Here is a 25,193-nt window from a genome sequence, read left to right on the forward strand (position 1 = left end):
GGCAGCCGTTTTCCCTCCGCTGCTCTGCTCACCCCCTGACAGACTACACAATCCGTTTGAACGGACTCTCATCATGAATTCCTTCTTCCAATGGGAAATCATCGGCGAATACCTGCCCCTGTTCGTCGAAGGCACCTGGATGACCCTCAAGGCCGCGATCATCTGCGTCATCGCCGGCACCTGCTGGGGCCTGGTGCTGGGCGTCGGCCGCCTGGCCGAAGCGCGCCATGGTTTCTGGAAATATTTCCTCTGCTACTGCGTGCAGTGGCCGATCCGCTTCTATGTCAGCTTCTTGCGCGGCACGCCCTTGTTCGTGCAGATCCTGCTGATCCACTTCGCCCTCATGCCCATGCTGATCAATCCCAGCGGCGGCCTGATCCTGTCGGGCGACCTGGCGCGCGAGATCCGCTCGCACTACGGCGCGTTCGCCTCGGCGGTGCTGGCCATCACGCTCAATTCGGGCGCCTATGTGTCGGAAATCTTCCGCGCCGGCATCCAGTCCATCGATCGCGGCCAGAGCGAGGCTTCGCGTTCGCTGGGCATGAGCTACCTGGCCACCCTGCGCCGCGTGGTGTTGCCGCAGGCCTTCCGCCGCATGCTGCCGCCGCTGGGCAACAATGCGATTGCCATCGTCAAGGATTCCTCGCTGGCCTCGGCCATCGGGCTGGCCGAACTGGCCTATGCGGCGCGCACGGTCTCTGGCGCCTATGCGCGCTACTGGGAACCTTACCTCACCATCTCGGTGATCTATTGGCTCATCACGCTGGCGCTGTCGGCGCTGGTGCGCCATCTGGAAGCGCGTTACGGCAAGGGAGATGCACGATGAGCACGATGATCAAGGTCAACCAACTCCAGAAACGCTTCGGCCAGGCCCACATCCTGCGCGGCATCGATTGCGAGATCCGCGCCCGCGAAGTGGTGTGCGTGATCGGCCCCTCGGGCTCGGGCAAGAGCACGTTCCTGCGTTGTCTCAATGGCCTGGAAGAAGTCAGCGACGGCGACATCTTCATCGAAGGCGTCAAGCTCAATGACCCCAAGGTCAACCTCAATGCCTTGCGCGCCGAGCTGGGCATGGTGTTCCAGCGCTTCAACCTGTTCCCGCACATGACGGTGCTGGAAAACCTGATCATGGCGCCCATGCAGGTCAAGAAGCTGTCCCGCCGCGAGGCCGTGCTGGTGGCCGAGAAGCTGTTGCAGAAGGTGGGCCTGCTGGACAAGATCGACGCCTTCCCCAACCAGCTCTCGGGCGGCCAGCAGCAGCGTGTGGCCATTGCGCGGGCGCTGGCGATGGAACCCAAGGTGATGCTGTTCGATGAACCGACCTCGGCGCTGGATCCGGAACTGGTCGGTGAGGTGCTCACCGTCATGAAGCAGTTGGCTGAAGAAGGCATGACCATGGTGGTGGTCACGCACGAGATGGGCTTTGCCCGCGAGGTGTCGGACCGCGTCTTGTTCATCGACCAGGGCGTCATCATGGAAGAAGGGCCGCCGCAGCAGGTGCTGGGGGACCCGCATCATGAACGCACGCGCGATTTCCTGCGCAAGGTGCTGTAAGCGTCAGCGCCGATGAGAAACGCCGGGATCACTCCCGGCGTTTTTCATGGTGCTTGCGGCTCAGTGGTGCGTACCCAGCACGATGGTCCCGGCCACGATCACCACGCCCGACAGTACGCGCCGCAGCGTGAGCCGTTCTCCCAGGAACAGCGCGCCGATCAGCAGGGCAAACAGCACCGAGGTTTCCCGCAGGGCCGAGACCATGCCCATGGGCGCCAGCGTCACGGCCCAGATCACGATCCCGTAGGCCAGCAGCGACATCACGCCCCCGCCCAGTCCGGTCCAGGTCTCGCGCCTTCCCAGCGCGATCGGCCAGCGGCCATGCCGGCGCTGGTAGATCACGGCCAGCGCAATGCTGTCCAGCACGAACAGCCAGCCGGCATAGCTCATGGCGTCGCCCGCCAGGCGCGCTCCGATGCCATCGGTGATGGTGTAGGCGGCTATGAAGGCGCCGGTGGCGAAGGCGGCCAGCGGCCCGGCAAGATGTTCACGACTGCGCATGGCGCGCAGGTCGGCCAGGCTGACGATGCCCAGCGAGACCAGCAGGATGCCGATGACCGTGTACAGTCCCAGCTGCTCGCCGGCGAACACGGCCGCACCCAGCGCCACCAGCAGCGGCGAGGAACCGCGCGCAATCGGATAGGACTGGCCGAAGTCGCCAATCCGGTAGGCACGGATCAGGAACAGGTTGTAGCCGGTGTGCAGCAGGCCGGAGAGGATGATGTAGAACCAGCTGGCCGGTTCCGGCCAGGGCCGCCACAGGATCAGCGGGATCGCGCCGATGCCCGCACCCAGGGTCATCAGCGCCAGCGAGGCCAGGCGGTCATGGCTGCTCTTGAGCAGTGCATTCCAGGACGCGTGCAGCAGGGCTGCCGCCAGCACCAGGGCGATGACAGCGATGTTCATGCGGTGCGCACCGCATCCAGATCGGCCTGGCAACGCCAGAGCGCGTGACCGGAGGCCAGGTACTTGCGTTCGAACGGAGTGATGGGGCGCTCGGGCCTCCACGCTTCGGCCTGGATGCGCTGTCCGCTCAGCTGGCTCAGGGCGGCAGCGAATTCCTCGACATAGATGCGCCAGTTGCTGCGGCACTCGATCTGGCCGCCCAGCGCGACGATGGCGGGAAAGACCGCGTGACCCTGCCAGCGCCGCGCCAGGTGGCCGATCTTGGGCCAGGGATTGGGATAGAGCAGGTAATGCCGGGCTGGACGTACGCCCGCCTGCAAGGCCAGCCGCCAGTAATCGACCAGGTCGGCGCGCACGAAGCAGAGGTTCGCTGGTTCCGGGCCATCCCAATGGGTATGGCGCGCCAGCCGGTCGGCGGACTGGTCGATACCGATGACGAAGTGATCCGGATGCTGGCTCGCCAGGTGCAAGGTGGACAATCCGACGCCGCAGCCGGTGTCCAGGATCAGCGGCGCCTGGCCGGCCACGCGCCAGGCGTCCATGCTGGCCTCGAAGGCGCGCAGGTTGTAGTCAGCGACGGGCTTCCTGAAAGGATGGGCGGCGTGGCGCGCTACCAGGCTGGCCAGCTGTTCATGCACGCCGGTCTGGGCGCTGCTGATGGGAGACGAATTCACGGAGCGGAGAATGGACGGCAAACCGCCATTTTAACGGACGATGCCGACAGTTCGCCGTCCTGCTGCTGATGCCAAAAAAAAACGCCGCGCTGGGTGCGCGGCGTGTCTGACGAAGACGTGCAGGCATGTCAATGCAGCGTCATCGGATGGCGCATCATCACATCGTAGCGGCTCAGGAAGTTGTCGATGTCTTCCATGGTGGGCTCGGAGGCAATCAGTTCCTGGACATCCTTGCGGAACAGCTCGGCGGCCGGGCCGTCGATGTAGATCTCGCGCTGACCGGACTTGTCCATGATCTCGTAGCCACCGAAACGCAGGGCTTCGTGATCGGTATCGGCACCGAATTCGACGACGCTATACTGCTCGCTGTTGTAGATCAGGTTCATAGTGACTCCTTATGCTGGAATACTGCTTCGAAAAGGAAGTGGCGCCTTCACCAAGAATTTCAAGACCCTGAAGGGCCGCGCCGCATGTGCATCTCTGCTACCTCGATACAGCTCCCGCTTTGAACGCCCACGTGGCGGGCGCCCCTGATACTGGTTACGGCAGGGCCGGACGGAACTTTTGGGCGGCCTGCCATTTCCTTTGCTGCCATGTCACCTGCCAAGAGTAGATGAAATCCTTTCCTGGAAGTTCATCGACCCGCGCCGGCCAGGCTGCGCATTGCAGCAGGGCAAGCCGGTATGTGTCCAGAATGCCGCGATGGGCGGCGGATGACTATCAGGAAATTTCTGACGGATGACGTGCAGGCCAAAAACAAACGGGACCGTGAAGGTCCCGTTTGTTTTTGTGAGCTTGCTGTCGCGCTCAGTGGCGCTCAGTGATTCTTGCGCGCCAGCTTGCCCGGTTCCACGCCGAGCTGCTTGAGCTTGCGGTAGAGGTGGGTGCGTTCCAGGCCGGTACGTTCGGCCACGCGGGTCATGCTGCCGTTTTCGCGCACCAGGTGGTACTCGAAATAGGCGCGCTCGAAGGCGTCGCGCGCTTCCCGCAGCGGCAGGTCGAAGGAGATGTTGGCGGCATTGTCGGCGACCTGGCCGAAGGGCGTGCTGGCCGTCGTCCCATGGTGTAACGGTTCGCCGCCCAGGGCCGGCGCATAGGCCGCCACCGGGGCCGCGTGTTCAGGGGTATGCAGACCGTCGGCGGCGCCGTTGACCACGGCGGCCACGGGCGCCGGCCGGTAGCCGGCCGGGCGCACCGCTTCGCGGCTGTGCGACAGGCCTTGCTGCACGGCCTTGAGCAGCTTCTGCAGGGCGATCGGCTTTTCCAGGAAATTGAGTGCGCCGATGCGGGTGGCTTCGACGGCGGTGTCGATGGTGGCGTGGCCGGACATCATGATGACCGGCATGGTCAACAGGCCATCGCGCTGCCACTCCTTCAACAGCGTCACGCCGTCGGTGTCGGGCATCCAGATATCGAGCAGCACGAGGTCGGGGACGCCGGCCTGGCGAAGCTCACGTGCCTGCTGCGCGTTTTCCGCAGTGGTCACGACATGTCCCTCATCGCCCAGAATTTCTGAGAGCAATTCGCGGATACCCATTTCGTCATCGACGACCAGGATGTTAGCCATGTGCTGCTTTCCTCGCTGCTAGTTCATTGTCCAAGTGTTCGATCCCTTCCGGCCGGTCTGCCCGATGCTGTGAGCGCCTGGATGAACTGCCGGTTCCCCCGCCTAGTGCCTTCGAATCTTGAGTCGTGTCGCATTTATTCAACAGATGCTAACTTTACCAGCAAAATTACAATTTTTGCGCCTCTCCCATCGGTACGGTTCTGGATATCGATGCGGCCACCATGTTCTTCGACGATTTTCTTCACCATCGCCAGTCCCAGACCGGTCCCTTTGCTCTTGGACGTGACATAGGGTTCGAAGGCGCGCGCCAGGATCTTGGCCGAAAAACCAGGGCCATTGTCCATGATCGACAGGCGCACCGCCGGCTGGCGCTGGCCATCGGCGCCGGCAATGTCGATCTGTTCGGTCAGCACGTCGATGCGCGGCGCCACCTCGCCTTCGTCGGCGACGGCGTCCTGGGCATTCTGCAGCAGGTTGTGGATGACCTGGCGCAACTGGGTGGCGTCGCCCATGACCTTGGCCATGGAGGGCGCCAGGCGGGCGTGGATGGCGTCGCGGCCGTCGCCGGCCAGGTAGAGGTTGAGGATTTCCTCGATCAGTGCATTGAGGTCCAGCGCGACCGGCTTGGCCGGCGGCGTGCGGGCGTAGTCGCGGAAATCGTCCACCATGCGCTTCATGGCCGTGACCTGGTTGACGATGGTGGTGGTGCCTTTGTCCAGGATGGCGGCGTCGGCCGGCATGAGCTTGTCCGACAGGCGATGCTGCAGGCGTTCGGCCGAGAGCTGGATGGGCGTGAGCGGGTTCTTGATCTCGTGCGCCAGGCGGCGCGCCACTTCGCCCCAGGCAATGGAGCGCTGGGCCGAGATGACGTTGCTGATGTCATCGAACACCACCACATAGCCCACGCCGTTTTCCACCGGCAGGTGCGAGCCGCGCGCCAGCAGGGTCAGCTTGTCGTGGTCAGGCTTGCCGCCTTGCTCGTCGTCGCTGTCGAGCATCGCGCCGGGCTGGCGCGAGAGTTCGAACTGGCGCTGCCAGTGCAGCCCGTCCGGGGTGGAATCGCTGCTGTGCTGGGCCAGTTGTTCGGAGAAGGCGCGGATGACCGCCTGGGCGAACGGCGCCTGCGCCTCGATGGTCTGCAGCGGCGTGCCGATATCGGCCGAGAAGTCGTGGCCCAGGATGCGGCGCACCGAGTCGTTGGCGCTGAGGATGTTGAATTGGCCATCCAGCACCATCACCCCGGCTGACATATTGGCCAGCACGGACTCCAGGTAGGCCTTGGCGTTTTCCAGCTCGGCCCGGTTCTTTTCCACCGAGGTGCGCGCCTCCAGCAGCTGGCGCGTCATGATGTTGAAGGACTGGGTCAGCGTGCCCAGTTCATCGGAGGTGCTCACGATGGGCCGGGGCGAGAGATTGCCTTCGGCCACCGCCTTGGTCCCTTCGGCCAGCAGCAGCAGCGGCTTGGCCAGGTCGCTGGCGATCAGGAAGGCGCTGGCGATGGCCGCGAAGATGGCCAGCAGCAGCGTGAGCGTCAGCGTGACCAGGTAGATCTTGCGCAGGCCCGAGCGCGACACCGAACGTTGCTGGTATTCGTTGTAGGCCAGGCGCAGGGTCTCGGCGTTGCTGGCCAGGTAGTCCGGCACCGGTTGCAGGATCTGCAGGTAGCGCGTCTCGCCTTGCAGCGCCAGCGCCCGGCTGGGGGCCGGCACCAGCACCACCACATGCAGGCGCAGGTTGCCGTCGGAGTCGGACTGGCCGCTGGCCGGCCGGCTGTCATCGCTTTCCACCGCCGAGAAGGCGCGCGAGACCCGTGCCTGGCGCATCGCCTGGGTGCTCGGCAGGATGGGCGTGAGCGAGCCGATGGAGCCGCCCACCGTGCTCATGACCTGGCCGCTGCCGTTGACGATGGTGATTTCCATGTTCTGGTCGCGCTGGCGCGACAGATAGGTCACCTGTTCGGAGTCGCTCATGTCGGAGAGCTCCTGGGCCATGCCGCGCGCCCGCGAGACCAGGTCTGAGAGCGAGGAGTCGAGGGCGTTGCGGCCCAGGTTCAGGCCCGATTCCAGCGCCGCCTCCATGCGCACGTCGAACCACGACTCGATGGAGCGGGAGACGAACTGCACCGACATCAGGTAGATCACCGCTCCCGGCAGGATTCCCACCAGCGCAAACATGAGCACCAGCCGCGCCAGCAGCCGCGAGCCGAACTTGCCGCGGCGGTAGCGCTTGTAGAGCCGGCCCAGCAGCAGCAGCACCAGCCCCAGCAGCGAGATGGCGGCCAGGCCATTCAAGAACAGCAGCCAGGGGTAGTGCTGCTCGAAGAGGGCGGAATTTTCGGAGGCCGAGGCCAGCAGGAACAGCAGGATGCTGATGACGCCCCCGCCGACCACCAGCAGATAGCGTAAGGTGCGGCTCATTCGGGTTTGTAGGTGAATTCGATCCAGTCGGAGGAGAGCCGCCAGTCGCTGTTGTTGAGCGCGTTGACCTGGAAGGGCTTGGGCAGTTGCGCCACGTCCAGCCGCATGCGCAGGCCGACGTTGTAGTTGTCGCCGCTCTTGAGGGTATTGTTGTCGGCAATGAGCCAGCGCGGCGGACGGCGGATCAGCGTAAGGGCGTCGTCCAGGTTGGTGAAGCTCTGCTGCAGCTGGCCGCTGATGGCGGTATGGTACTGGCGCGTGAGCACGTTATAGGACAGGCGCACCGTGCGCGTGGCCGAGACGCTGCTTTCGTCGAACCAGTACCAGCGGCGCCGGGTCAGCTGCACGTCGGTGGTGAAATAGAGCGGCACCCCGCGCGAGAGGGCGTCTTCCAGGCCACGGTTCAGATCGAAGTCATAGGAGACCGAGAGCCGGTAGCCCTCGTCGCTATGCTCGATGCTGGCCTGGCTGACCGTGATTTCGGCAGCCCGGGCAGGATGCCAGGCCAGCGCCAGCAGCAGCGCCAGCAGCAGCGCCAGCAGCGGCAGCAGCCACGCCAGCAGCCGTGATGGAGGGCGGCCCCAGGCCGCCAGGGGCCGAGGGCTTTGCCGGTGGGAAGGGGCGAAGTCCGATTGCGTCAAATTCATGCACCAGGTTTTTGGAACAGCGCATAGAACAGACCATCATGGTCGGCCGTCTCGCTGGCGGTGGGCAGGAGTTGGCCGGGTGCGGGCAACCGGATGGCGTTGTGCTTCTGCGCGAAGGCGACTGCCTGCTGCTCCGATTCCTGGGGCCACAGCGAGCAGGTTACCAGCAGCAATTTACCATCGGGTCGCAGCATCTGCCAAAGCTTGTCCAGAATTTGCGTGGAAAGTGTTGCAAGCTGCGCGGTGTCGGTCTTGCGGCGCAGCCAGCGGATATCCGGGTGGCGGCGCACGATGCCCGAGGCGGTGCAGGGCACGTCGGCCAGGATGCGATCGAAGGGCTGGCCATCCCACCAGTCGTCGGCGCGGGCGTCGCCGGTGGTCAGGCGGGCCTTGAGCTGGAGCCGATCAAGGTTCTCGGCGATGCGTTGCAGGCGGCGGGTGTCGTGGTCCAGGGCTTGCAGGTCGAGATCGGCCAGTTCCAGCAGATGGCCGGTCTTGCCGCCCGGGGCGGCGCAGGCGTCCAGCACCCGCATGCCATCGGCCACGTCCAGCAGCGGCGCGGCCAGCTGGGCGGCGGCGTCCTGCACCGACACCACGCCTTCGGCAAAACCGGGAAGCTGCTGCACCGGCACCGGCCGGTGCAGCCGCACCGCCGCCGGGCCGACCTGGCGCGCGGCCATGCCAGCCTGTTGCAGGGTGTCGAGGTATTGCGCCACCGTGGTGCGACGGCGATTCACCCGCAGGGTCAGCGGCGGGGCCTGGTTGCCGGCGTGCAGGATGGCTTGCCATTGTTCGGGATAGGCCGCCTTGAGGCGGTCGATCCACCAGGTCGGGTAGTTCCAGGTGCCGGGCGGGGTCTTGGTCGCCTGCGGCATCAGGGTGGCGCGTTCGCGCAGCAAGCGGCGCAGGATGGCATTGACCACCCCCTTGGCGAAACTCATCTCGGGGCTGATGGCGGCGGCCTGCACGGCCTGGTCCACCACGGTGAAGCTGTCGTAGCCGGACTCTTCTTCGTTGACCAGCAGCGCCAGCGCCGTCACCAGCAGCCCATGCAGCACCTCCGGCTGGGGCGGCTTGTTGGCCAGCAGGCCCAGTAGGCTCTCGGTCAGGCCCAGGCTGCGCATGGCGCGGTAGCTGAGATCCTGGATGGCGCCGCGCGCCGGCGCTGGCGCATCGCTGCGGCTGAAGATCTGCGCCAGCGCCTGCGGCAGCGCGTGGCCGGCCCGCACGGCGGCCACCGCCTGGGCGGCGTAGGCCAACTGGTAGGCCAGGGAATCGGCCTTGGCGCCGGGAGGAAGAAGGGAAATCTGGATCACGTCGTTTGCTTGCTCAAGAGGGGGCGCGGGCGGCGTTTCGCTGGGGAAACTTCTGTGGCCACAGGCGCGGGCCGTCAGTGTAACAGCCCGTCCGGGGAGCGCGCCCAGGAAAAACGGCTGTCGCGGTGGATGATCGCGACAGCCGTTTCAGGTGATGCGTGATGCGGGGATGGCCTTGGCGGCGATATCAGACGCCCCAGAGGATGTCGTAACCGCCCTTCTTGGCTTCGCGCAGCATGTCCAGCAGCGGATAGGCGCGCGCCGAGAAGCTGACGGCCTCGATCTTTTCGTGGTTGTGGTCGTCCACGTCGGCGTTGTGGTGGGCATTGACATCACGGGCCAGGGCTTCGGCGGCTTCGTGGGCCTTGCTGGCGTTGATCTGCTGTTCCAGCGCGGCGATGGCTTCGCCGGCTTCGGCAGCGGTGATCACCCCGCGCGCGGGGTCCTTGTGCAACAGGTCCAGGATGGGTTTGGCGTGCGATTCATACATCACCACATCGGCAGCCGCTTTTGATTTGAATGTGATCAGCATATTTCCTCTGGGTCTTTGATTGAAAATGTTCTGGGCGCAGCCGGACGGGCCTGGCCTGGTGGAAATGCGCTGCAAAGCATCCGCATTCCTGCGGGACGCCCGTCTGGAGTCACGGGCGAGCCCAAGAATACCCCGGTCACGCCGCCTTTGTCATCTTGCAGCGGGACCGTTCACGTTGGTTTGAATGAGCTGAAAAAGGTTTCCAGATTCTCATCAGTGAAGGATTTTTCTTCACCTACCATCAGGATCTGGTAGACCCGCCGGTCCCGGCTGGCCAGCCGCGCAGCCAGTCGCAGGGGCCGACCGCGCGCCACGCCACGGGCCTCGAGGTCCATGCTGTGGTCCAGGCCCGCCGTCTTGCCCGGCCAGGCCGGCGCACCCTGGGCCTGCCCGGCGATATTGTTGAGCAGGGCGGTACGCATGGCCGCCAGCGCCCGCTCGGCGGCGGCGGCGTCAGGCAGTTCGGCGGTGCCCACGGCGAAGGTGACGCCGTCGACTTCGGCCGCGGTCATGCTCATCTCCACGCGCGGACCGTCCAGGTCGATCTCGCGGGTGACGCTGCTGGGCTTGGCCGGCAGCAGCACCACGAAATGCGCGCCATTGTCGCTGCTTTCGCGCCAGTTGTAGCGCGGTGAACAGGCTTGCAAGGCCATCGCGGCGATAGCGGTTAGCGCGGCCAGGCGGAGGGAAGCGGACAGGGCGGGTAAGCGGCGCATGGGATAAAGGCGTGGCCAGGGAGGAGCCATCATAACAAAGCCGCAGCAAGGCATAAAAAGCGCTGTTGTCTGATGGCTCTCCGGCAATTCTTGCGGTATAAGAAGCCATTCCAACGCCTTCCCTGGACTGATCTATGCAAAACGACAACCAAGCCGGCCTGCCGGAACTGACCCTGCGCGGCATGCTGCTGGGAGCCCTGATCACGGTGGTCTTCACGGCCTCCAACGTCTATCTCGGGCTCAAGGTCGGCCTGACCTTTTCCTCGGCCATTCCGGCGGCGGTGATCTCGATGGCGGTCTTGCGCCTCTTCGCCAACGCCAACATCCTCGAAAACAACATGGTGCAGACCCAGGCCTCGGCGGCCGGGACGCTGTCCTCGGTGATCTTCATCCTGCCGGGCCTCTTGATGATGGGCCACTGGCAAGGCTTCCCCTTCCTGCAGACCCTGGGCATCTGCGCCGCGGGCGGCATGCTGGGGGTGATGTTCTCCATCCCGCTGCGCCGGGTGATGGTGGTGCAGGGCGAGCTGCCCTATCCGGAAGGGGTGGCGGCTGCCGAGATCCTGCGTGTGGGCAGCGCCGACGCCGACGGCGGTGAAGAGAGCCGCCGTGGCCTGCGCGACATCCTCTTCGGCGGCGCCCTGGCGGCAGGCTTCAGCGTGGCCGCCAGCGGCCTGAAGGTGTTTGCCGAGAGCATGAGCCTGTGGTTCGCCGCAGGCGCCTCGGCGGTGCGCCTGACCATGGGATTTTCGCTGGCGCTGGTGGGCGCGGGCTACATGATCGGCATCGTCTCCGGCATCGCCATCCTGATCGGGCTGGTGCTGGCCTGGGGCGTGGCCGTGCCTTACCTGACCGCGGTCACGCCCCATGCGGCCGACGTCAGCCTGGCCGATTTCGCCAACGGTCTGTGGAAAAGCCAGGTGCGCTTCATCGGCGCGGGCATGATCGGCGTGGCCGCGATCTGGACCCTGGCCACGCTGTTCGGCCCCATGGTGCAGGGCGTGAAGGCTTCGCTGTCCACGCTGGCGCGCCGCCAGCAGGGCAGCACCGAGCGCACCGACCAGGACATGTCGCCGCGCTGGATCGTGATCATCAGCCTGGCCATGATCGGCCTCTTGGCAGTGGTGTTCGCCTCCTTCCTGGCGGGAGCGCCGGTGTCGCCGGCGCTCTTTGCCGGGCTGGTGGTCTATGCGGTGGTGTTTGCCTTCGTGTTCGGCTTCCTGGTGGCGGCCGCCTGCGGCTACATGGCCGGCCTGATCGGCTCGTCCTCCAGCCCGATCTCGGGCATCGGCATCGTCGCGGTGATCCTGGTGTCGTTGCTGCTGCTGGCCTCGGGCATGGTCGATACGCTGCTGGCCACGCCCGAGGGCGGCAAGCTGGCCATCGCCATCGCCCTGTTCGTGACCGCCGCCATCATCGCCGTGGCCGCCATCGCCAACGACAACCTGCAAGACCTCAAGACCGGCCAACTGGTCGGCGCCACGCCCTGGCGTCAGCAGGTCGCCTTGCTGGTGGGTTGCGTGGTGGGCGCGCTGGTGATCCCGCCGGTGCTGACCCTGTTGTATAACGCCTATGGCTTCACCGGTGCGCTGCCGCGCGCCGGCATGGACGCGGCCCAGGCCCTGGCCGCGCCGCAGGCCACCCTGATGACGGCCATCGCCACCGGCATCTTCACCCGCGAACTGAACTGGACCATGCTCACCGTGGGCGTGGGGCTGGGCATCTTGCTGATCGTCATCGACTGGCTGCTGGCGCGGCGCGGCGGGGTGGCGCGCCTGCCGGTGCTGGCGGTGGGGATCGGCATCTATCTGCCGCCGGTGGTCAGTAGCGCGCTGTTTGTGGGGGCGCTGCTGGGCTGGTTCATCGAGCGTGCGCTGCGTCGCCGCGCGCTGGCCGCCGGCGCCAATGTCGAAGCCTATGCCGACAAGCCGCGCCAGCGCGGCATCCTGGTGGCGTCGGGCCTGATCGTGGGCGAGAGCCTGGTGGGCGTGGTGCTGGCCGGGGTGATCGGCTTTACCGGCAAGGATGCGCCGCTGGCGCTGGTGTCGGGCAGCTTCGAGTCCATCGGTCAGTGGCTGGGGCTGGCCGCCTTTGCACTGATCCTGCTGGCGTTTGCGCGCCGGATCATGCCGGCGCGCTGAGATTGCGCCTGCAACTGAGCCTGGCCCGCCGGGCCGGGCTCAGGGGACCCACCAATAGCGCAGGATGTGGAAGAAGATGGGCGCGGAAAAGCTGATCGAGTCGACCCGGTCCAGCATGCCGCCGTGGCCTTCGATCATCGCGCCCCAGTCCTTGAGCCCGCGATCACGCTTGATCGCGGACAGCACGAATCCCCCGAAGAATCCCAGGATGTTGATGGTCAACGCCACCAGCGCCGCCTGCCAGACATTGAAGGGAGTGATCCAGTAGAGCGCCGCGCCTACCGCGGTAGAGGTCAGCACGCCCCCCACCAGCCCCTCCAGCGTCTTGGACGGGGAGATCTGCGGCGCCAGCTTGCGCTTGCCGAACAGCTTGCCCCAGACATACTGGAACACGTCGCTGGACTGCACCGTGAGCACCAGGAACACGATCAATTGCAGGTTGCGCCCCTCGAAGCCGGGGATGGCCAGGGTCAGCAGGGCCGGCACATGCGAGATGCAGTACACGCAGATCATCAAGCCCCATTGCACCTTGGCCGCGCGCTCCAGGAAGTGCTTGGTATCGGCCGATAGCGAGGCCGAGATCGGCAGCAACAGGAAGGCATAGACCGGGATGAGGATGGAGAAGAGGCCATACCAGTCCATCCCGATGAGCACATATTGCAGCGGCAGGAAGACGAAGAAGCACCAGAGCAGCGCGCGATGGTCGCCCACGCGGGTATAGGTCACCGAGATGAACTCGCGCAGCGCCTGCAGCGAAATGAAGGCGAACAGCACCACCACGCCGGTCTTGCCCATCCAGAACGCCAGCGCCAGCGCGCCTATCATCCACCACCAGGCCTTGATGCGGGCATTGAGGTTGTCGACGACGCTGCTGTTGCGTCCGGCCAGACGCCAGCGCAGCAGGCCGCCGACCGAGCTGGCCAGCGCGAGGACGGCGAACACGCCGGCAAAGAGGGCGATGAGGGTATCTTGGGCAGTCATGGTCGATCCGTGCGGGTTCATTCGGCGATGGGCGCCAGCTCGAGCAGCGCCTGGCGGGTGCGCGCCAGGAATTGCTCCTTGCTTTCGCCGGCTTGCAGCATCAGGGGTTCGCCGAAGCTCAAGGTACACAGCAGGGGCAGCGGCACCAGATGGCCCTTGGGCATGGCGCGGCCCAGGTTTTCTATCCACACCGGCACCAGCTCCACCTCGGGATGGGCGCAGGCCAGGTGATACAGGCCGCTCTTGAACGGCAGCAGGCCATCGTCTAGGTTGCGGGTGCCTTCGGGAAAGAGGATCAGCGACTCTCCCCCCGCCAGCACCTGGCCCATCACGCCGATGGGGTCGGCGCTGCGCCCGGCCTGGCGGTCCACCAGCACGCCCCGGAACACCCGGTTGATGACATAGCGACGCAGCGCGCCCTTGAGCCAGTAGTCGGCGCCGGCCACCGGCCGGGTGCGCTTGCGCATGGCCCGTGGCAGCATGCTCCAGACCAGCACGAAATCGCCGTGGCTGCGGTGGTTGGGGTAGTACACGCGCAGCTTGTCCGGATCCGGTGCGGCAAACCAGCGGGCGCGCACGCCGGTGAGGACACGGGCGAACGTGCAGATGGCGGAAGCGAAGAGACGGTCGATCAGCATAGAAGTCGGCAATCCAGGATCAGAAGATAAACAGCACGCCCAATGCACCCAGCCAGCCGCCGATCTGTCCTGCCAGGCAGCGGCATTGGTACCTCAACAGCCGGCGCGCCCCTGCGGTACGGTCAGCCAGGGGGCGGGTAGGCGTGGGTTGGTGGCCCAGGCCGCTCTCTCTGATAGCCACGTCAAAGGCGGCCAGATCGTCCGGCGGCAGGATGCCCTGCTCCCAGCGGCGCGCCCAGGAGGCGAAAAGCGGAGCATCGAAGGCGCAGCGCAGGGCAAAGACGTATTCGGCGATGCCGAACACGATGGATAGCGTCAGTGGTATCCAGAGCGATGGCGCTTCTGGCTGCACAGCCAGCAGGATCAGCACCACCAGGGCGGCGATGGTGAGCATCCGGCTGGTGGCGTCCAGGGGACGGCTCAGACCCAGCAGCGCGGCGGTGATCTCAGCCTGATGGGCAGCCTGGTAGGCGGCTTTCCGTGCGGCTTGTGGGTCTTCATGGGGGATATCGTGACCGGCGGCGTCATTGGCAGCATCGCCACCGGGGCCCTGGCGCAGCTCGGGCATGGGATTCTCCTTGAGCAGGCGTTGCTCCACCTCCAGCAGGCGTTCGCGCAGCGCATCGTTGATGACCACGGCGGGCCGGCGCTCAGCCAGCAGGGCCAGGGCGCCAGCCATGTCGGGGCAGCGTCGGCTCAGGCACAGCCAGGCGGCCACCGCCCCGGCGCTGCGCGAATAGCCCAGGGCGCAGGCCACCAGCACCGGTCCATGGCCGCGCAGGGATTCGATGCTGCGCGCAGCGGCCAGCAATTGATCGGCCTCGGGGGCGACCAGGTCCAGCCAGGGATGGCTGGCGTAGCGCCAGTGGCCGCGCGGGGCGGGCAATTCAGCGCTGAGGTCGCACAGGGCGGCAAAGCGGCCCGCGCTCATCCCGGCCTTGCCCGGCAGCGGGCCCAGCCAGACGTCATCCGTGATGGCGTCGGGTTGCGGATGGCGGCGCGTCCACAAGCGGGCATTGATCCAGGCACCCAATGCATGCGGCGCCAGCAGCCAGGCGGCGGCCAGCGAGCGACGGCCGTCGCGCTTCTGGAAACCGGCGGTGCCGGCATAGGCATAGTTCCACGCCACGATGGCCAGCGCCAGGGCCGACCAGCCCAGCAGCGCGGCCAGCGGGCGTACACCGTAGGCCAGTCCCAGCGCCACTGCCGCGCCCAGGCCATAGGCCAGCGCCAGGCGCGTGCGGCGCGAGCTGCCTTGGCCGTCGCGTTGCAGCGGCGTGCGGCCTTCGTCCGGCCACAGCCACAGGCAGAACAGGCCCAGCATGGCGCCGGTGGGAATGTCGATGAAGTGATGTTGCCAGGTGGTCAGCACCGACAGGCCGATCAGCAGCGCCCAGCCATGGATCAGCCAGCGCCAGGGCCAGCTTGCGCGCAACCGGGCGAACTGGACCCAGATTAGCACCAGCAGCGCGATATGCAGAGAAGGGGCCTGGTTGTACGGCAGGTCGAAGGCCGTCAGTGAGGCGAAGAGCGCGCCGAAGAGACCGTCGGTGGCCGGGCGCTCGAAGGCAAAGCGCAGCGGGAACGCCAAAAAGCAGGCCACCGCGATCACCTGCGTGGTCAGCAGCCGCAGCGCGTGACGATCGGTCTCGCGGGCCGTGCGGCAGCACAGGAAGGAAAAACCGTAGAGCAGGTCGATGGACCAGTAGGGCAGGATGGTCCAGGGCAGGAAGGGGATGTGGCGCTCCCAGCCATAGAAGAAGCTGGGCACGCTGGCGCGCGCGGCTGCGGCATGGTTGGCAAAGCCATAGCTGAGGAAGAACAGTGGCCCCAGCAGCAGGAGCCAGGCCACGCCCCGCTTCCAGGGCAGCGGCGTGGAGGGTGCGGCTGGTGCGGCCGGTGCGACGGTCGCCGACAGGTGCTCGGCCTGGCTCATGAGACCTTGCGCCGGGCCAGCGAGACCGTGAAGATGCCCCACTGGTCGATGCGCTGTTCGATCTTCTCGAAGCCGGCCTCGGCCACCAGCTGGTCCATCTCGGCCTGGGTGCGGCGGCGCATGACCCAGGCCTGGCCGCCGCGATGGCTGGTGAGGGCGCGGGCGATCATTTCCAGCTGCGGATGCCAGGGCTGGCCGGTGTAGATCAGGTAGCCGCCCGGCGCAATCGCATCGGCCATGCCGGCCAGCGAGGTGGCCACGGCGTCGTTGTCGGGGAAGAGTTCATACAGGCCCGAGACGATGCCCACCGTCGGGCGCGGCGTCACAGCCGCCAGGCTGGCGCGGTCGAAGGCGTCGCCCTGGACGAAGCGGGCGATCTCGCCCAGCCCCTTTTCGGCGATCAGGGCGCTGCCCTGGCGCACGTTGAGCTCGCTGTAGTCGCGCAGCAGGATGGACTCGGGCCGGGGGCCGCTCTCCAGGGCTTCGAGCACGTAGCGGCCGTGGCCGGCCGCGATGTCGAGCACCCGCAGCGGCTGGCCTTCGGCTTGCAGGCGCGCCAGCGCCAGGCGCAGCAATTGCTCGATATGCAGCTTGCGCTGGCGGATCCCCTTCCAGCCGATGGCGTCGAGATATTGGCGATCGATGGCGCGCCCCAGCGGCCCTGCGCCTTCGGGACGATTGCGGTAGACATAGTCCAGCGTGCTGCCCGAGTCGAAGCCGGTACGGTGTCCCAGCGCCACCCCCGCCGAGAGCAGGCCGCCCAGCTTGAGGTTGGCGCGATAGCCGGCCCAGTACAAGCCCTTGGGGCTCAAGGCCGGCAGCGGTGCGGCCAGCGCCTGGGCTTCATCGAAGGTAGGGCCGTGGCGGTGCGCCTGGCGCAGGTCCGGGCGCGACCAGGGCTGGGCGAACTGGCGCAGGATGAATTCGCGAGCGAGGTCGGTGGCGATCTGGCGGTCTTTTTCGCCGAAGGTGTCATGGTAGAAGCCGGGCAGCACGTGCTTTTCCTTGGTCGTCGTTCCCAGGCGGTCGAAGAAGTCGTGCTGGGGACCGTGATGCACCACCCAGTCCGCGCCGGAAATGAGCAACTGGGTCGGGATGGTGATGGCCTGGGCATCGGCCACCACCCGCTCGGCCGCCTCATACAGCGCCAGCAGGATGTTCACCGAGATCGGCCGGCTGATCAGCGGGTCGCTGTCGTAGGACGCCTGGCGCGCCGGATCGTGGGTGAGGTACTTGGCCTTGACGTAGCTGTTGACGAAGAAATTGCCGCGCAGCTTCTGTTGCAGGGCCAGGCCGGGTCGGGCGAAGGGGACGTAGAGCTTGACCTTGAAGGCCGGCGAGGCCAGCACCAGGCAGCGTACGCGCGGCGCGTAGTCATGCGCCCAGGTCGACACCAGCACCGCGCCCACGCTTTGCGCCAGCACCGCCAGGTCTTCCTCGGCCAGTTGCCATTGCTGGCGCAGGTGGCCGATGAAGGTCTGCACGTCGCGCACGGAATCGGCAAAGCTGGGCGAATACCCGCGTGGCCCCGGTGAGCGGCCGTGGCCGCGCGCATCCCAGGCGTAGAAATCGAAGTCGGGCAGATCGAGTTCATCGACCAGATGGGCCATGCGGCCCCCATGCTCGTGGCCGCGATGGAACATCACGACGGCGCCGCGCCGCTCGGTGGCGGTGGCGGGCCAGCGGCGATAGAACAGGGTCTGGTCGTCGTGGGTGGTGAACTGGTGTTCCTGGACAGGTCGGTTCATGGGCGAGGGAGCGCGGCCAGGCCGCTGCGGATACGGTTGACGATATTGAGGAGGATGGCCACTGCCGCCAGCGGCAGCGCCCAGAAGATCCAGTCCGGCAGCGCACCGGCCAGGCCCAGCCAGAGGCCCAGCGCGCCGAACAGGAAGGCGCGGTCACTCTTGCCCATGGGGCCGTCGTACTGGCGCGGCGCGCCTACCATCGGGCCGAGCGCGCCGGTCATCTCGGAGACGGCCGACAGGAAGATCAGCGCGCCCACGCTGCCCCAGCCGAACGGAGCCACCAGGGCAAAGGGCAGGTACAGCGCAGCGTCGGAGAAGACATCGGTCAGTTCATTGAGGTAGGCCCCCAGCGCCGATTGCTGGCCGAATTCGCGCGCCAGCATGCCATCCACGGCATTGAAGGCCATGCGCAGGAACATCCACAGCGGCAGCAGCAGGAACAGCGCCGGCCGCGACGCCCCTTCCAGCCACAACAGCGCGCCCAGCCCCAGCGAGACCAGCATGGTCAGCACGGTGACGGCATTGGCGGTCACGCCCGCGCCGGCCAGGGCGGCCACCATGGGCCGCAGCAGCGCCTGGAAGCGCGGTTTGAGTTGATAGATGCTGATCATGCAGCACCTATCGCAAGGCAAAGGGAGTGAGGGTGTGGGAAAGGCATGCAGTCGTCCGTTGTTATAGGTTTTGGTTTGGTTCTTGTTGTGCGCGGGCGCTCTGCCTTTGTCCACGTCAGCAGCTCTTCTGTTCCCGTTTGGGGTCAAGGTAACATGAAATAACCTGCACATTGTTACTCCATGGATAGACCGCGGCGGTACTGGATGGCTTCGGCCACGTGCTGCCGGTCGATCTGTTCGGCGGCGGCCAGGTCGGCCATGGTGCGCGCCAGCTTGAGCACGCGGTGATAGGCGCGCGCCGACCAGCCCAGCCTGAGCATGGCGGTCTGCAGCAGTTGCGCAGCATCGGGGCCGGGCTGGCAATGACGGTCGATTTCCGCGCCGGCAAGGGCGCTGTTGGGTTTGCCCTGGCGGCTGATCTGGCGCTCGAAGGCCACGGCCACGCGGGCGGCGATGCGGGCGGTGGATTCGCCGCTGGCCTGGACGGCCAGTTCGCCGGGGCTCAGGGCGGCGACCTGCAATTGCATGTCGATGCGGTCCAGCAGGGGCCCTGACAGGCGCTGCTGATAGCGCCGCACCATCTCGGGTGAACAACGGCACTGCCCGCTGGCTTGGCCATGGTAGCCGCAGGGGCAGGGATTCATCGCCGCCAGCAGCTGGAAGCGCGCCGGGAAATCCGCCTGGCGGGCCGCCCGCGAGATGGTGATCTGTCCGGATTCCATGGGCTGGCGCAGCACCTCCAGCACGCTGCGCCGGTATTCGGCGATTTCATCGAGGAACAGCACCCCATGATGGGCCAGCGAGATCTCGCCGGGCCGGGGCGGGCTGCCACCGCCCACCAGTGCGACCGCCGAGGCGGTGTGGTGGGGCGCGCGGAAGGGGCGTTGTCGCCAGCGCGCGGGGTCGAAGCCGCCGGTGAGGGAGCGCACCGCCGCCGATTCCAGCGCTTCCGCCTCGGTCATCGGCGGCAGGATGCCCGGAAAGCGCGTGGCCAGCATTGACTTGCCCGCTCCGGGCGGCCCCACCAGCAGCATGCTGTGCCGTCCCGCCGCCGCCACTTCCATGGCGCGGCGCGCCAGCAATTGCCCCTTGATCTCGCTGAAATCGGGATACACCGGTGCGAGGGCGTCCTGTTGCGGCCGGTGGCGCGCCAACCGGGTGCTCTCGTCGCGGCTGGTGAAGTGGGCGCAGACCTCCAGCAGCGAACGGGCCGGGACGATCTCGGCTTGCGTCACCAGCGCGGCCTCGTCGGCATTGGCGGCGGGCAGGATGAAGGCGCGCCGCCGTTCGTCGGCGCTGGCGCCGTGCTGCATGGCGCAGGTCATCGCCAGGGCGCCGCGGATGGGCAACAACTGGCCGGAGAGGGATAGCTCGCCGGCGTATTCGTAGTCGTCCAGCCGGTCGCCGGGGATCTGCTGGGAGGCGGCCAGGATGCCCAGGGCGATGGCCAGGTCGAAGCGGCCGGATTCCTTGGGGAGGTCGGCAGGCGCGAGGTTGACGGTGATGCGCCGCGCCGGGAATTCAAAGCGGGCGTTCTGCAATGCCGCCCGGACGCGGTCACGGGCTTCCTTCACCTCGGCCTCGGGCAGGCCGACGATGGCGAAGGAGGGCAGGCCATTGGCCAGATGCACCTCCACCGTGACCGGTGGGGCGTTCATGCCGGCCAGGGCGCGGCTGCGCAGGACCGCCAGGCTCATCGCGATGGGCCTGGCTGCCTGTTACCTATATAGAGAAGAGAGTGTGATCGAAGTGAAAGTAGGTGCGCCAGGATCATGGAGTCTGTTTTTGCTGGGCTTCCAGCTCGGCCACACGGGCCTCCAGGGCTTCCAGGCGGGCGCGGGTCTTGGCCAGCACCTGAGCCTGGATGTCGAATTCCTCGCGCGTGACCAGGTCGAGCTTGGCAAAGCCCTGGCTGAGCATGGCCTTGACGTTCTTTTCGATGTCCTTGGCCGGGGAGTTTTCGATTGCCTTGTTGATCTTGGATTGCAGGTCTTCAAAAAACGGGGGCTTGTCCATGTCGGATCTCCTTGGCAGATAAGCTGTAGCTGGAATGCAAGTTTAGCGGTTTCCTGCCCATCCTCAAACCGCCTTGCCTGGATGAGACCGCATTTTTACCGCCAAGTGCGGCCTGTGAAGTTTTTTCCTTCAGGAAATGCGCCGTCTTGGTGATCCGGAACGCCCCTGCTGGCCGCGCACCAAAATGTGATTGCCGGAATGGAAGCAGGGTTAACAAAAAACAAGCAATATCGCACCAATCACGTGCATTTTCCCTTGGTCTGCACTATTTTGAACTGAAGTTAGAAAAAAAACGTGACCAATCTCCGGTTTCACCTAAAAACACAAGCCTGCCTTGCCGAAAGAACATGGCACGGCTCCTGCTACAGGGTTTGAGCAAACACAAAAAACGACTTTTATTGTTCAAACACAAACCAGAGGGAAAGTCATGAAGAAACTGATTCTTGCAACAGCCATCGCCGCATCCTTCGTTTCTACCGTGGCCCGTGCAGAAGACGCCAAACCAGATAATGAGTTCAGCTTCAACGCCGCTGTCGTGAGCGACTACCGCTACCGCGGCCTGACCCAGACCCGCTTCGACCCGGCCCTGCAAGTCGGTGCTGACTACACCCACAACCCCACCGGCCTGTACGCCGGCACCTGGCTGACCAACATCAAGTGGATCAAGGACGCTGGCGCCGTGGCCAGCCCGCCGGTCAACACCAAGGGCGACATCGAGTGGGACATCTATGGCGGCAAGCGCGGCGACATCGGCGGCGGCTTCACCTATGACGTCGGCGGCCTGTACTACTACTACCCGGGCAACACCCTGGCCGACAGCGGCGCCAAGAACGCCAACACCTTCGAACTGTACGGCCAGGTCGGCTACGGTCCGGGCTACTTCAAGTATTCGCAATCGCTGACCAACCTGTTCGGCGCAGCCAACAGCAAGTACAGCCAGTACTTCGACCTGGGCGCCAACATCGAGACCTACTACGGCGTCATCCTGGGCCTGCACGTGGGTCACCAGAACGTGCGCGGCAACCCCAACCAGTTCAGCTACACCGACTGGAAGATCGGCGTGTCCAAGACCTTCGACGATCTGGCCGGCATCACCCTGGGCCTGGCCTATGTCGGCACCGACCTCAAGGATGGCGTGACCACCACGCCGGCTTCGGATGGCCTGAAGAACGTCGGCAAGAACGGCTTCGTTTTCTCCCTCAGCAAAACTTTCTAACAAGAGGTTCGTATGAAACTGATCACAGCGATCATCAAACCGTTCAAGCTGGACGAGGTGCGTGAAGCCCTCTCCGCGATCGGGGTGCAAGGCATCACCGTGACTGAAGTCAAGGGCTTCGGTCGTCAGAAGGGCCATACCGAGCTGTACCGCGGCGCGGAATACGTGGTCGATTTCCTGCCCAAGACCAAGATCGAGGCGGCGGTGGACGACGCCATCGTCGAACGCGCGCTCGAAGCCATCGAGACCGCTGCCCGCACCGGCAAGATCGGCGACGGCAAGATCTTCGTCCAGGACCTGCTGGACGTGATCCGTATCCGCACCGGCGAGACCGGCAAAGACGCTCTGTAAAAAAGGGGAACTCTAATGAGCATGAAGAAAATGTTTTCCGGCGCGCTCGCCATTGGCGCGCTGCTGTTTGCAGTCAGTTTTACTGCTCCGGCCCAGGCGCAGGATGCGCCCAAGCCTGAAGCTGCAGCGGCTGCCGCAGCGGCCCCGGCTGCTGCTCCCGCTGCACCCAAGGCGGAAGCTGCCGCTCCTGCGGCCGCTGCCCCGGCCGCACCGGCTGCCGCTGCCGCCGCTCCCGCACCGGTCCCCAACAAGGGCGATACCGCCTGGATGCTGGTCTGCACCGCCTTCGTCATCCTCATGACCTTGCCGGGCCTGGGCCTGTTCTACGGCGGCCTGGTGCGCAGCAAGAACATGCTGTCGGTGCTGATGCAGTGCTTCATGATCTTCTCGCTGATCTACATCCTGTGGTTCGTCTACGGCTACAGCATCGCGTTCACCGAGGGCAATGCCTTCTTCGGTGGCTTCGATCGCCTGTTCCTGCACGGTCTGACGGGTGACTCCAACACCGGCACCTTCAGCAAGGGCGTGGTCATTCCGGAGCTGGTCTTCGTCGCCTTCCAGGGTGCGTTCGCGGCCATCACTGTGGCGCTGATCATTGGCGCCTTCGCCGAACGCGTGAAGTTCTCGGCCGTGATCCTGTTCTCCATCCTGTGGTTCACCTTCTCCTACCTGCCGATGGCCCACATGGTCTGGTTCTGGCCGGGTCCGGACGCCTTCACCGACGCTGCCGCTGGTGAAAAGGCCACCGCCATCTCGGGCTGGCTGTTCCAGAAGGGCGCGCTGGACTACGCAGGCGGCACGGTGGTGCACATCAACGCCGCTATCGCCGGCCTGGTCGGTTCCTATGTGATCGGCAAGCGTATCGGTTTCGGCAAGGAAGCCTTCAAGCCGCATAGCCTGACCCTGACCATGGTCGGCGCCTCGCTGCTGTGGTTCGGCTGGTTCGGCTTCAACGCCGGCTCGGGTCTGGAAGCCAACGGCACTGCTGCCCTGGCCTTCGTCAACACCATCCTGGCAACGGCGGCTGCTGTGCTGTCCTGGAGCTTCGGCGAATGGATCGGCAAGGGCAAGCCCTCGATGCTGGGCGCCGCTTCCGGCGCGGTGGCTGGTCTGGTGGCGATCACCCCGGCGGCTGGTTTCGTGGGCGTCATCGGCGCCGTGGTCATGGGCCTGATCGCTGGCCTGCTGTGCCTGTGGGGCGTGAGCGGCCTGAAGAAGATCCTGGGTTCCGACGATGCGCTGGACGTGTTCGGCGTGCACGGCGTGGGCGGCATCCTGGGCGCCATCCTGACCGGCGTGTTCGCAGCCCCCAGCCTGGGCGGCACCGGCATCTACGACTACGTGGCCAACGCTGTTGCGCCTGACTACTCCATCGGCGGCCAGGTCTGGATCCAGTTCCAGGGCGTGCTGACCACCGTGGTCCTGTCGGGTGTGGTCTCCTTCATCGCCTACAAGATCGTTGACGTCGTCATCGGCCTGCGTGTGACCGAGGAAGAAGAACGCGAAGGCCTGGATATCTCCAGCCACGGCGAATCGGCTTACCACTAAGCCTCTGCCGTACTGATCGACTGAGTCTGCAGTATTCCTTCGGGGCCGGCGACGGCCTCTTTCAAAGGCGCCTTCGGGCGCCTTTTTTCATTGCCTGGATGCAAGCTGCTTTTTTCTGTGGCATTCGCGCGTCGCCCCGGATAATTCCCGACTATTTGAGTCGGACTCTTTAAAATCCCTCCATCATCGCCATCTGAACACTCCCAGCGACGCTTTCGCAGCGGGCATCGCCAGGGCCGGCCTTTGCCGGAATGGCAACAGTGGCTTGTGTCGCGTCGCAACACGATGTCAGGAATCCGCTAAAATCGATCCTCGCTGCCGGCATTTACATATCGTTAAGGTCTCTTATGGTCCCGCATCTCGTCACCGCTCTGAATGGTCCTCTGCTGGAGCTGGAGAAGAAAATCCTGGGCGCCACGCCGGCCATCGAACGCTGGTTCCGCATGGAATGGCAGGAGCACACGCCGCCCTTCTATTGCTCGGTCGACCTGCGCAACGCCGGCTTCAAGCTGGCGCCGGTCGACACCAACCTGTTCCCGGGCGGCTTCAACAACCTTTCTCCCGAGATGCTGCCGCTGGCGGTGCAGGCGGCCATGGCCGCCATCGAGAAATACTGTCCCGATGCCCGCAACCTGCTGCTGATCCCGGAAAACCACACCGGCAACACCTTCTACCTGCAGAACATCGCCCGGCTGATGCAGATCTTCCGCCAGACCGGGCTGAACGTGCGCCTGGGCAGCCTGGCGCCGGGCGTGAACAAGCCCAAGCCGATCGAACTGCCCGATGGCACCACCATCACCCTGGAGCCGCTGGAGCGCTCGGCCAACGGCCGCCGCCTGGGACTGAAGAACTTCGATCCCTGTACGGTGCTGCTCAACAATGACCTGTCCATCGGCATCCCGTCGGTGCTGGAAGGCTTGCATGAGCAGAGCGTGCTGCCGCCGTTGCACGCCGGCTGGGCGATGCGCCGCAAGAGCAACCATTTCGCCGCCTATGATGAGGTGGTCAAGAAGTTTGCCAAGATGGTCGAGGTCGATCCCTGGATGCTCAATCCGCTCTTTGCCAAGGTCAGCGACATCGACTTCCAGGAAAGCACCGGCACCGATGCGCTGGCCGACAGCGTTTCTTCGCTGTTGTCCAAGATCCGCAAGAAGTACAAGGAATACGGTATCAAGGAGCAGCCCTTCGTCTTCGTCAAGGCCAACGCCGGCACCTATGGCATGGGCATCATGACGGTCAAGGACGCCAGCGAGATCAAGGACCTGAACCGCAAGCAGCGCACCGGCATGCTGGCGGCCGGCAAGGAAGGGCTGGAGGTGTCGGAGGTGATCGTGCAGGAAGGCGTGCATTCCTTCGAGCGCATCAACCAGGCCGTGGCCGAGCCGGTGGTCTACATGATCGACCGCTATGTGGTGGGCGGCTTCTATCGCGTCCACGCCGACCGTGACGTCAACGAGAACCTCAACGCACCCGGCGCGCATTTCGTGCCGCTGGCCTTCGCCCAGCAGCACGCCCTGCCGGACATGCATGCCAAGCCGGGCACGGCGGCGCCCAACCGTTTCTACATGTATGGCGTGGTGGCGCGATTGGCGCTGCTGGCGGCCTCGGTGGAAATGGAAAAGACCGATCCCAACCCGGAAGTTTATTAATATCGGGCCTTCGCCAGGCTCAACAGGAC

Annotated in this window: 23 protein-coding genes; 7 read left to right on the forward strand and 16 right to left on the reverse strand. The window is 65.5% G+C overall.

Going from position 1 to position 25,193, the window contains the following annotated elements:
• Positions 1-73 precede the first annotated feature (73 nt).
• On the forward strand, positions 74-826 hold the full coding sequence (locus tag ACP92_RS00315; RefSeq protein ID WP_013232149.1) for an amino acid ABC transporter permease: 753 nt from the start codon (positions 74-76) through the stop codon (positions 824-826).
• Between the two features lie 5 nt (positions 827-831).
• On the forward strand, positions 832-1,554 hold the full coding sequence (locus tag ACP92_RS00320; RefSeq protein WP_013232150.1) for an amino acid ABC transporter ATP-binding protein: 723 nt from the start codon (positions 832-834) through the stop codon (positions 1,552-1,554).
• A 60-nt stretch (positions 1,555-1,614) separates the two neighbouring features.
• Here the strand turns inward: ACP92_RS00320 and ACP92_RS00325 are convergent, their stop codons facing one another.
• The 9 genes from ACP92_RS00325 to ACP92_RS00365 form a co-directional block, all read right to left on the reverse strand.
• Complete coding sequence (locus ACP92_RS00325; RefSeq protein WP_013232151.1) at positions 1,615-2,460, reverse strand: DMT family transporter; 846 nt, start codon at positions 2,458-2,460, stop codon at positions 1,615-1,617.
• The gene (trmB, locus tag ACP92_RS00330; RefSeq protein ID WP_041309931.1) at positions 2,457-3,134 is read right to left on the reverse strand and encodes a tRNA (guanine(46)-N(7))-methyltransferase TrmB; all 678 of its coding nucleotides are present in this window, start codon (positions 3,132-3,134) and stop codon (positions 2,457-2,459) included. Before trmB ends, ACP92_RS00325 begins: the two co-directional genes overlap by 4 nt.
• A gap of 128 nt (positions 3,135-3,262) precedes the next feature.
• On the reverse strand, positions 3,263-3,520 hold the full coding sequence (locus tag ACP92_RS00335) for a BTH_I0359 family protein (RefSeq protein WP_006713246.1): 258 nt from the start codon (positions 3,518-3,520) through the stop codon (positions 3,263-3,265).
• Between the two features lie 431 nt (positions 3,521-3,951).
• Positions 3,952-4,701, reverse strand: coding sequence for a response regulator (locus tag ACP92_RS00340; protein ID WP_013232153.1), 750 nt, complete (start codon positions 4,699-4,701; stop codon positions 3,952-3,954).
• A gap of 134 nt (positions 4,702-4,835) precedes the next feature.
• On the reverse strand, positions 4,836-7,118 hold the full coding sequence (locus ACP92_RS00345; RefSeq protein ID WP_013232154.1) for a sensor histidine kinase: 2,283 nt from the start codon (positions 7,116-7,118) through the stop codon (positions 4,836-4,838).
• Positions 7,115-7,765 carry a DUF4390 domain-containing protein gene (locus ACP92_RS00350; RefSeq protein ID WP_013232155.1) on the reverse strand — a complete coding sequence of 217 codons (651 nt, stop codon included), beginning with the start codon at positions 7,763-7,765 and terminating at the stop codon, positions 7,115-7,117. Before ACP92_RS00350 ends, ACP92_RS00345 begins: the two co-directional genes overlap by 4 nt.
• Positions 7,762-9,081 carry a 16S rRNA (cytosine(967)-C(5))-methyltransferase RsmB gene (gene rsmB / locus ACP92_RS00355; RefSeq protein WP_041309933.1) on the reverse strand — a complete coding sequence of 440 codons (1,320 nt, stop codon included), beginning with the start codon at positions 9,079-9,081 and terminating at the stop codon, positions 7,762-7,764. The genes ACP92_RS00350 and rsmB overlap by 4 nt, the downstream gene beginning before the upstream one ends.
• A gap of 187 nt (positions 9,082-9,268) precedes the next feature.
• Positions 9,269-9,613 carry a DUF1840 domain-containing protein gene (locus ACP92_RS00360; RefSeq protein WP_013232157.1) on the reverse strand — a complete coding sequence of 115 codons (345 nt, stop codon included), beginning with the start codon at positions 9,611-9,613 and terminating at the stop codon, positions 9,269-9,271.
• A 170-nt stretch (positions 9,614-9,783) separates the two neighbouring features.
• Positions 9,784-10,329, reverse strand: coding sequence for a hypothetical protein (locus ACP92_RS00365; RefSeq protein ID WP_013232158.1), 546 nt, complete (start codon positions 10,327-10,329; stop codon positions 9,784-9,786).
• A gap of 134 nt (positions 10,330-10,463) precedes the next feature.
• Here ACP92_RS00365 and ACP92_RS00370 point away from each other — a divergent pair, with 134 nt between their 5' ends.
• Complete coding sequence (locus ACP92_RS00370; protein ID WP_013232159.1) at positions 10,464-12,470, forward strand: OPT family oligopeptide transporter; 2,007 nt, start codon at positions 10,464-10,466, stop codon at positions 12,468-12,470.
• Positions 12,471-12,509: 39 nt separating this feature from the next.
• On the opposite strand, the gene ACP92_RS00375 is transcribed toward ACP92_RS00370, so the two are convergent.
• The 7 genes from ACP92_RS00375 to ACP92_RS00405 all read right to left on the reverse strand — a co-directional run bounded on the left by ACP92_RS00375 (position 12,510) and on the right by ACP92_RS00405 (position 20,400).
• The gene (locus ACP92_RS00375; protein WP_013232160.1) at positions 12,510-13,451 is read right to left on the reverse strand and encodes a phosphatidate cytidylyltransferase; all 942 of its coding nucleotides are present in this window, start codon (positions 13,449-13,451) and stop codon (positions 12,510-12,512) included.
• Between the two features lie 17 nt (positions 13,452-13,468).
• Positions 13,469-14,089, reverse strand: coding sequence for a lysophospholipid acyltransferase family protein (locus ACP92_RS00380; protein WP_013232161.1), 621 nt, complete (start codon positions 14,087-14,089; stop codon positions 13,469-13,471).
• Positions 14,090-14,108: 19 nt separating this feature from the next.
• On the reverse strand, positions 14,109-16,025 hold the full coding sequence (locus ACP92_RS00385) for a phosphatase PAP2/dual specificity phosphatase family protein (RefSeq protein WP_240727289.1): 1,917 nt from the start codon (positions 16,023-16,025) through the stop codon (positions 14,109-14,111).
• The gene (locus tag ACP92_RS00390) at positions 16,022-17,773 is read right to left on the reverse strand and encodes a bifunctional alpha/beta hydrolase/class I SAM-dependent methyltransferase (protein WP_013232163.1); all 1,752 of its coding nucleotides are present in this window, start codon (positions 17,771-17,773) and stop codon (positions 16,022-16,024) included. Before ACP92_RS00390 ends, ACP92_RS00385 begins: the two co-directional genes overlap by 4 nt.
• Entirely contained in the window at positions 17,770-18,384 is a 615-nt protein-coding gene (locus tag ACP92_RS00395; protein ID WP_013232164.1) for a CDP-alcohol phosphatidyltransferase family protein, read from the reverse strand. The genes ACP92_RS00390 and ACP92_RS00395 overlap by 4 nt, the downstream gene beginning before the upstream one ends.
• A 173-nt stretch (positions 18,385-18,557) precedes the next feature.
• The gene (locus tag ACP92_RS00400; RefSeq protein ID WP_013232165.1) at positions 18,558-20,081 is read right to left on the reverse strand and encodes a YifB family Mg chelatase-like AAA ATPase; all 1,524 of its coding nucleotides are present in this window, start codon (positions 20,079-20,081) and stop codon (positions 18,558-18,560) included.
• A 73-nt stretch (positions 20,082-20,154) separates the two neighbouring features.
• Positions 20,155-20,400, reverse strand: a complete 246-nt coding sequence (locus tag ACP92_RS00405; protein WP_006713294.1) for an accessory factor UbiK family protein — start codon at positions 20,398-20,400, stop codon at positions 20,155-20,157.
• 427 nt (positions 20,401-20,827) lie between these two features.
• Between ACP92_RS00405 and ACP92_RS00410 the strand changes: the two genes are divergently transcribed.
• The 4 genes from ACP92_RS00410 to gshA all read left to right on the forward strand — a co-directional run bounded on the left by ACP92_RS00410 (position 20,828) and on the right by gshA (position 25,164).
• Positions 20,828-21,616: a TorF family putative porin gene (locus ACP92_RS00410; RefSeq protein ID WP_013232166.1), complete on the forward strand. Its 789-nt coding sequence runs from the start codon at positions 20,828-20,830 to the stop codon at positions 21,614-21,616.
• 12 nt (positions 21,617-21,628) lie between these two features.
• Positions 21,629-21,967, forward strand: a complete 339-nt coding sequence (locus tag ACP92_RS00415) for a P-II family nitrogen regulator (RefSeq protein WP_006713297.1) — start codon at positions 21,629-21,631, stop codon at positions 21,965-21,967.
• Between the two features lie 15 nt (positions 21,968-21,982).
• Positions 21,983-23,515, forward strand: coding sequence for an ammonium transporter (locus ACP92_RS00420; RefSeq protein WP_013232167.1), 1,533 nt, complete (start codon positions 21,983-21,985; stop codon positions 23,513-23,515).
• Between the two features lie 347 nt (positions 23,516-23,862).
• Positions 23,863-25,164, forward strand: a complete 1,302-nt coding sequence (gshA, locus tag ACP92_RS00425) for a glutamate--cysteine ligase (RefSeq protein WP_013232168.1) — start codon at positions 23,863-23,865, stop codon at positions 25,162-25,164.
• Positions 25,165-25,193 lie beyond the last annotated feature (29 nt).

Origin of the sequence: Herbaspirillum seropedicae, from assembly GCF_001040945.1 — a bacterium.
GTDB lineage: Bacteria > Pseudomonadota > Gammaproteobacteria > Burkholderiales > Burkholderiaceae_D > Herbaspirillum > Herbaspirillum seropedicae.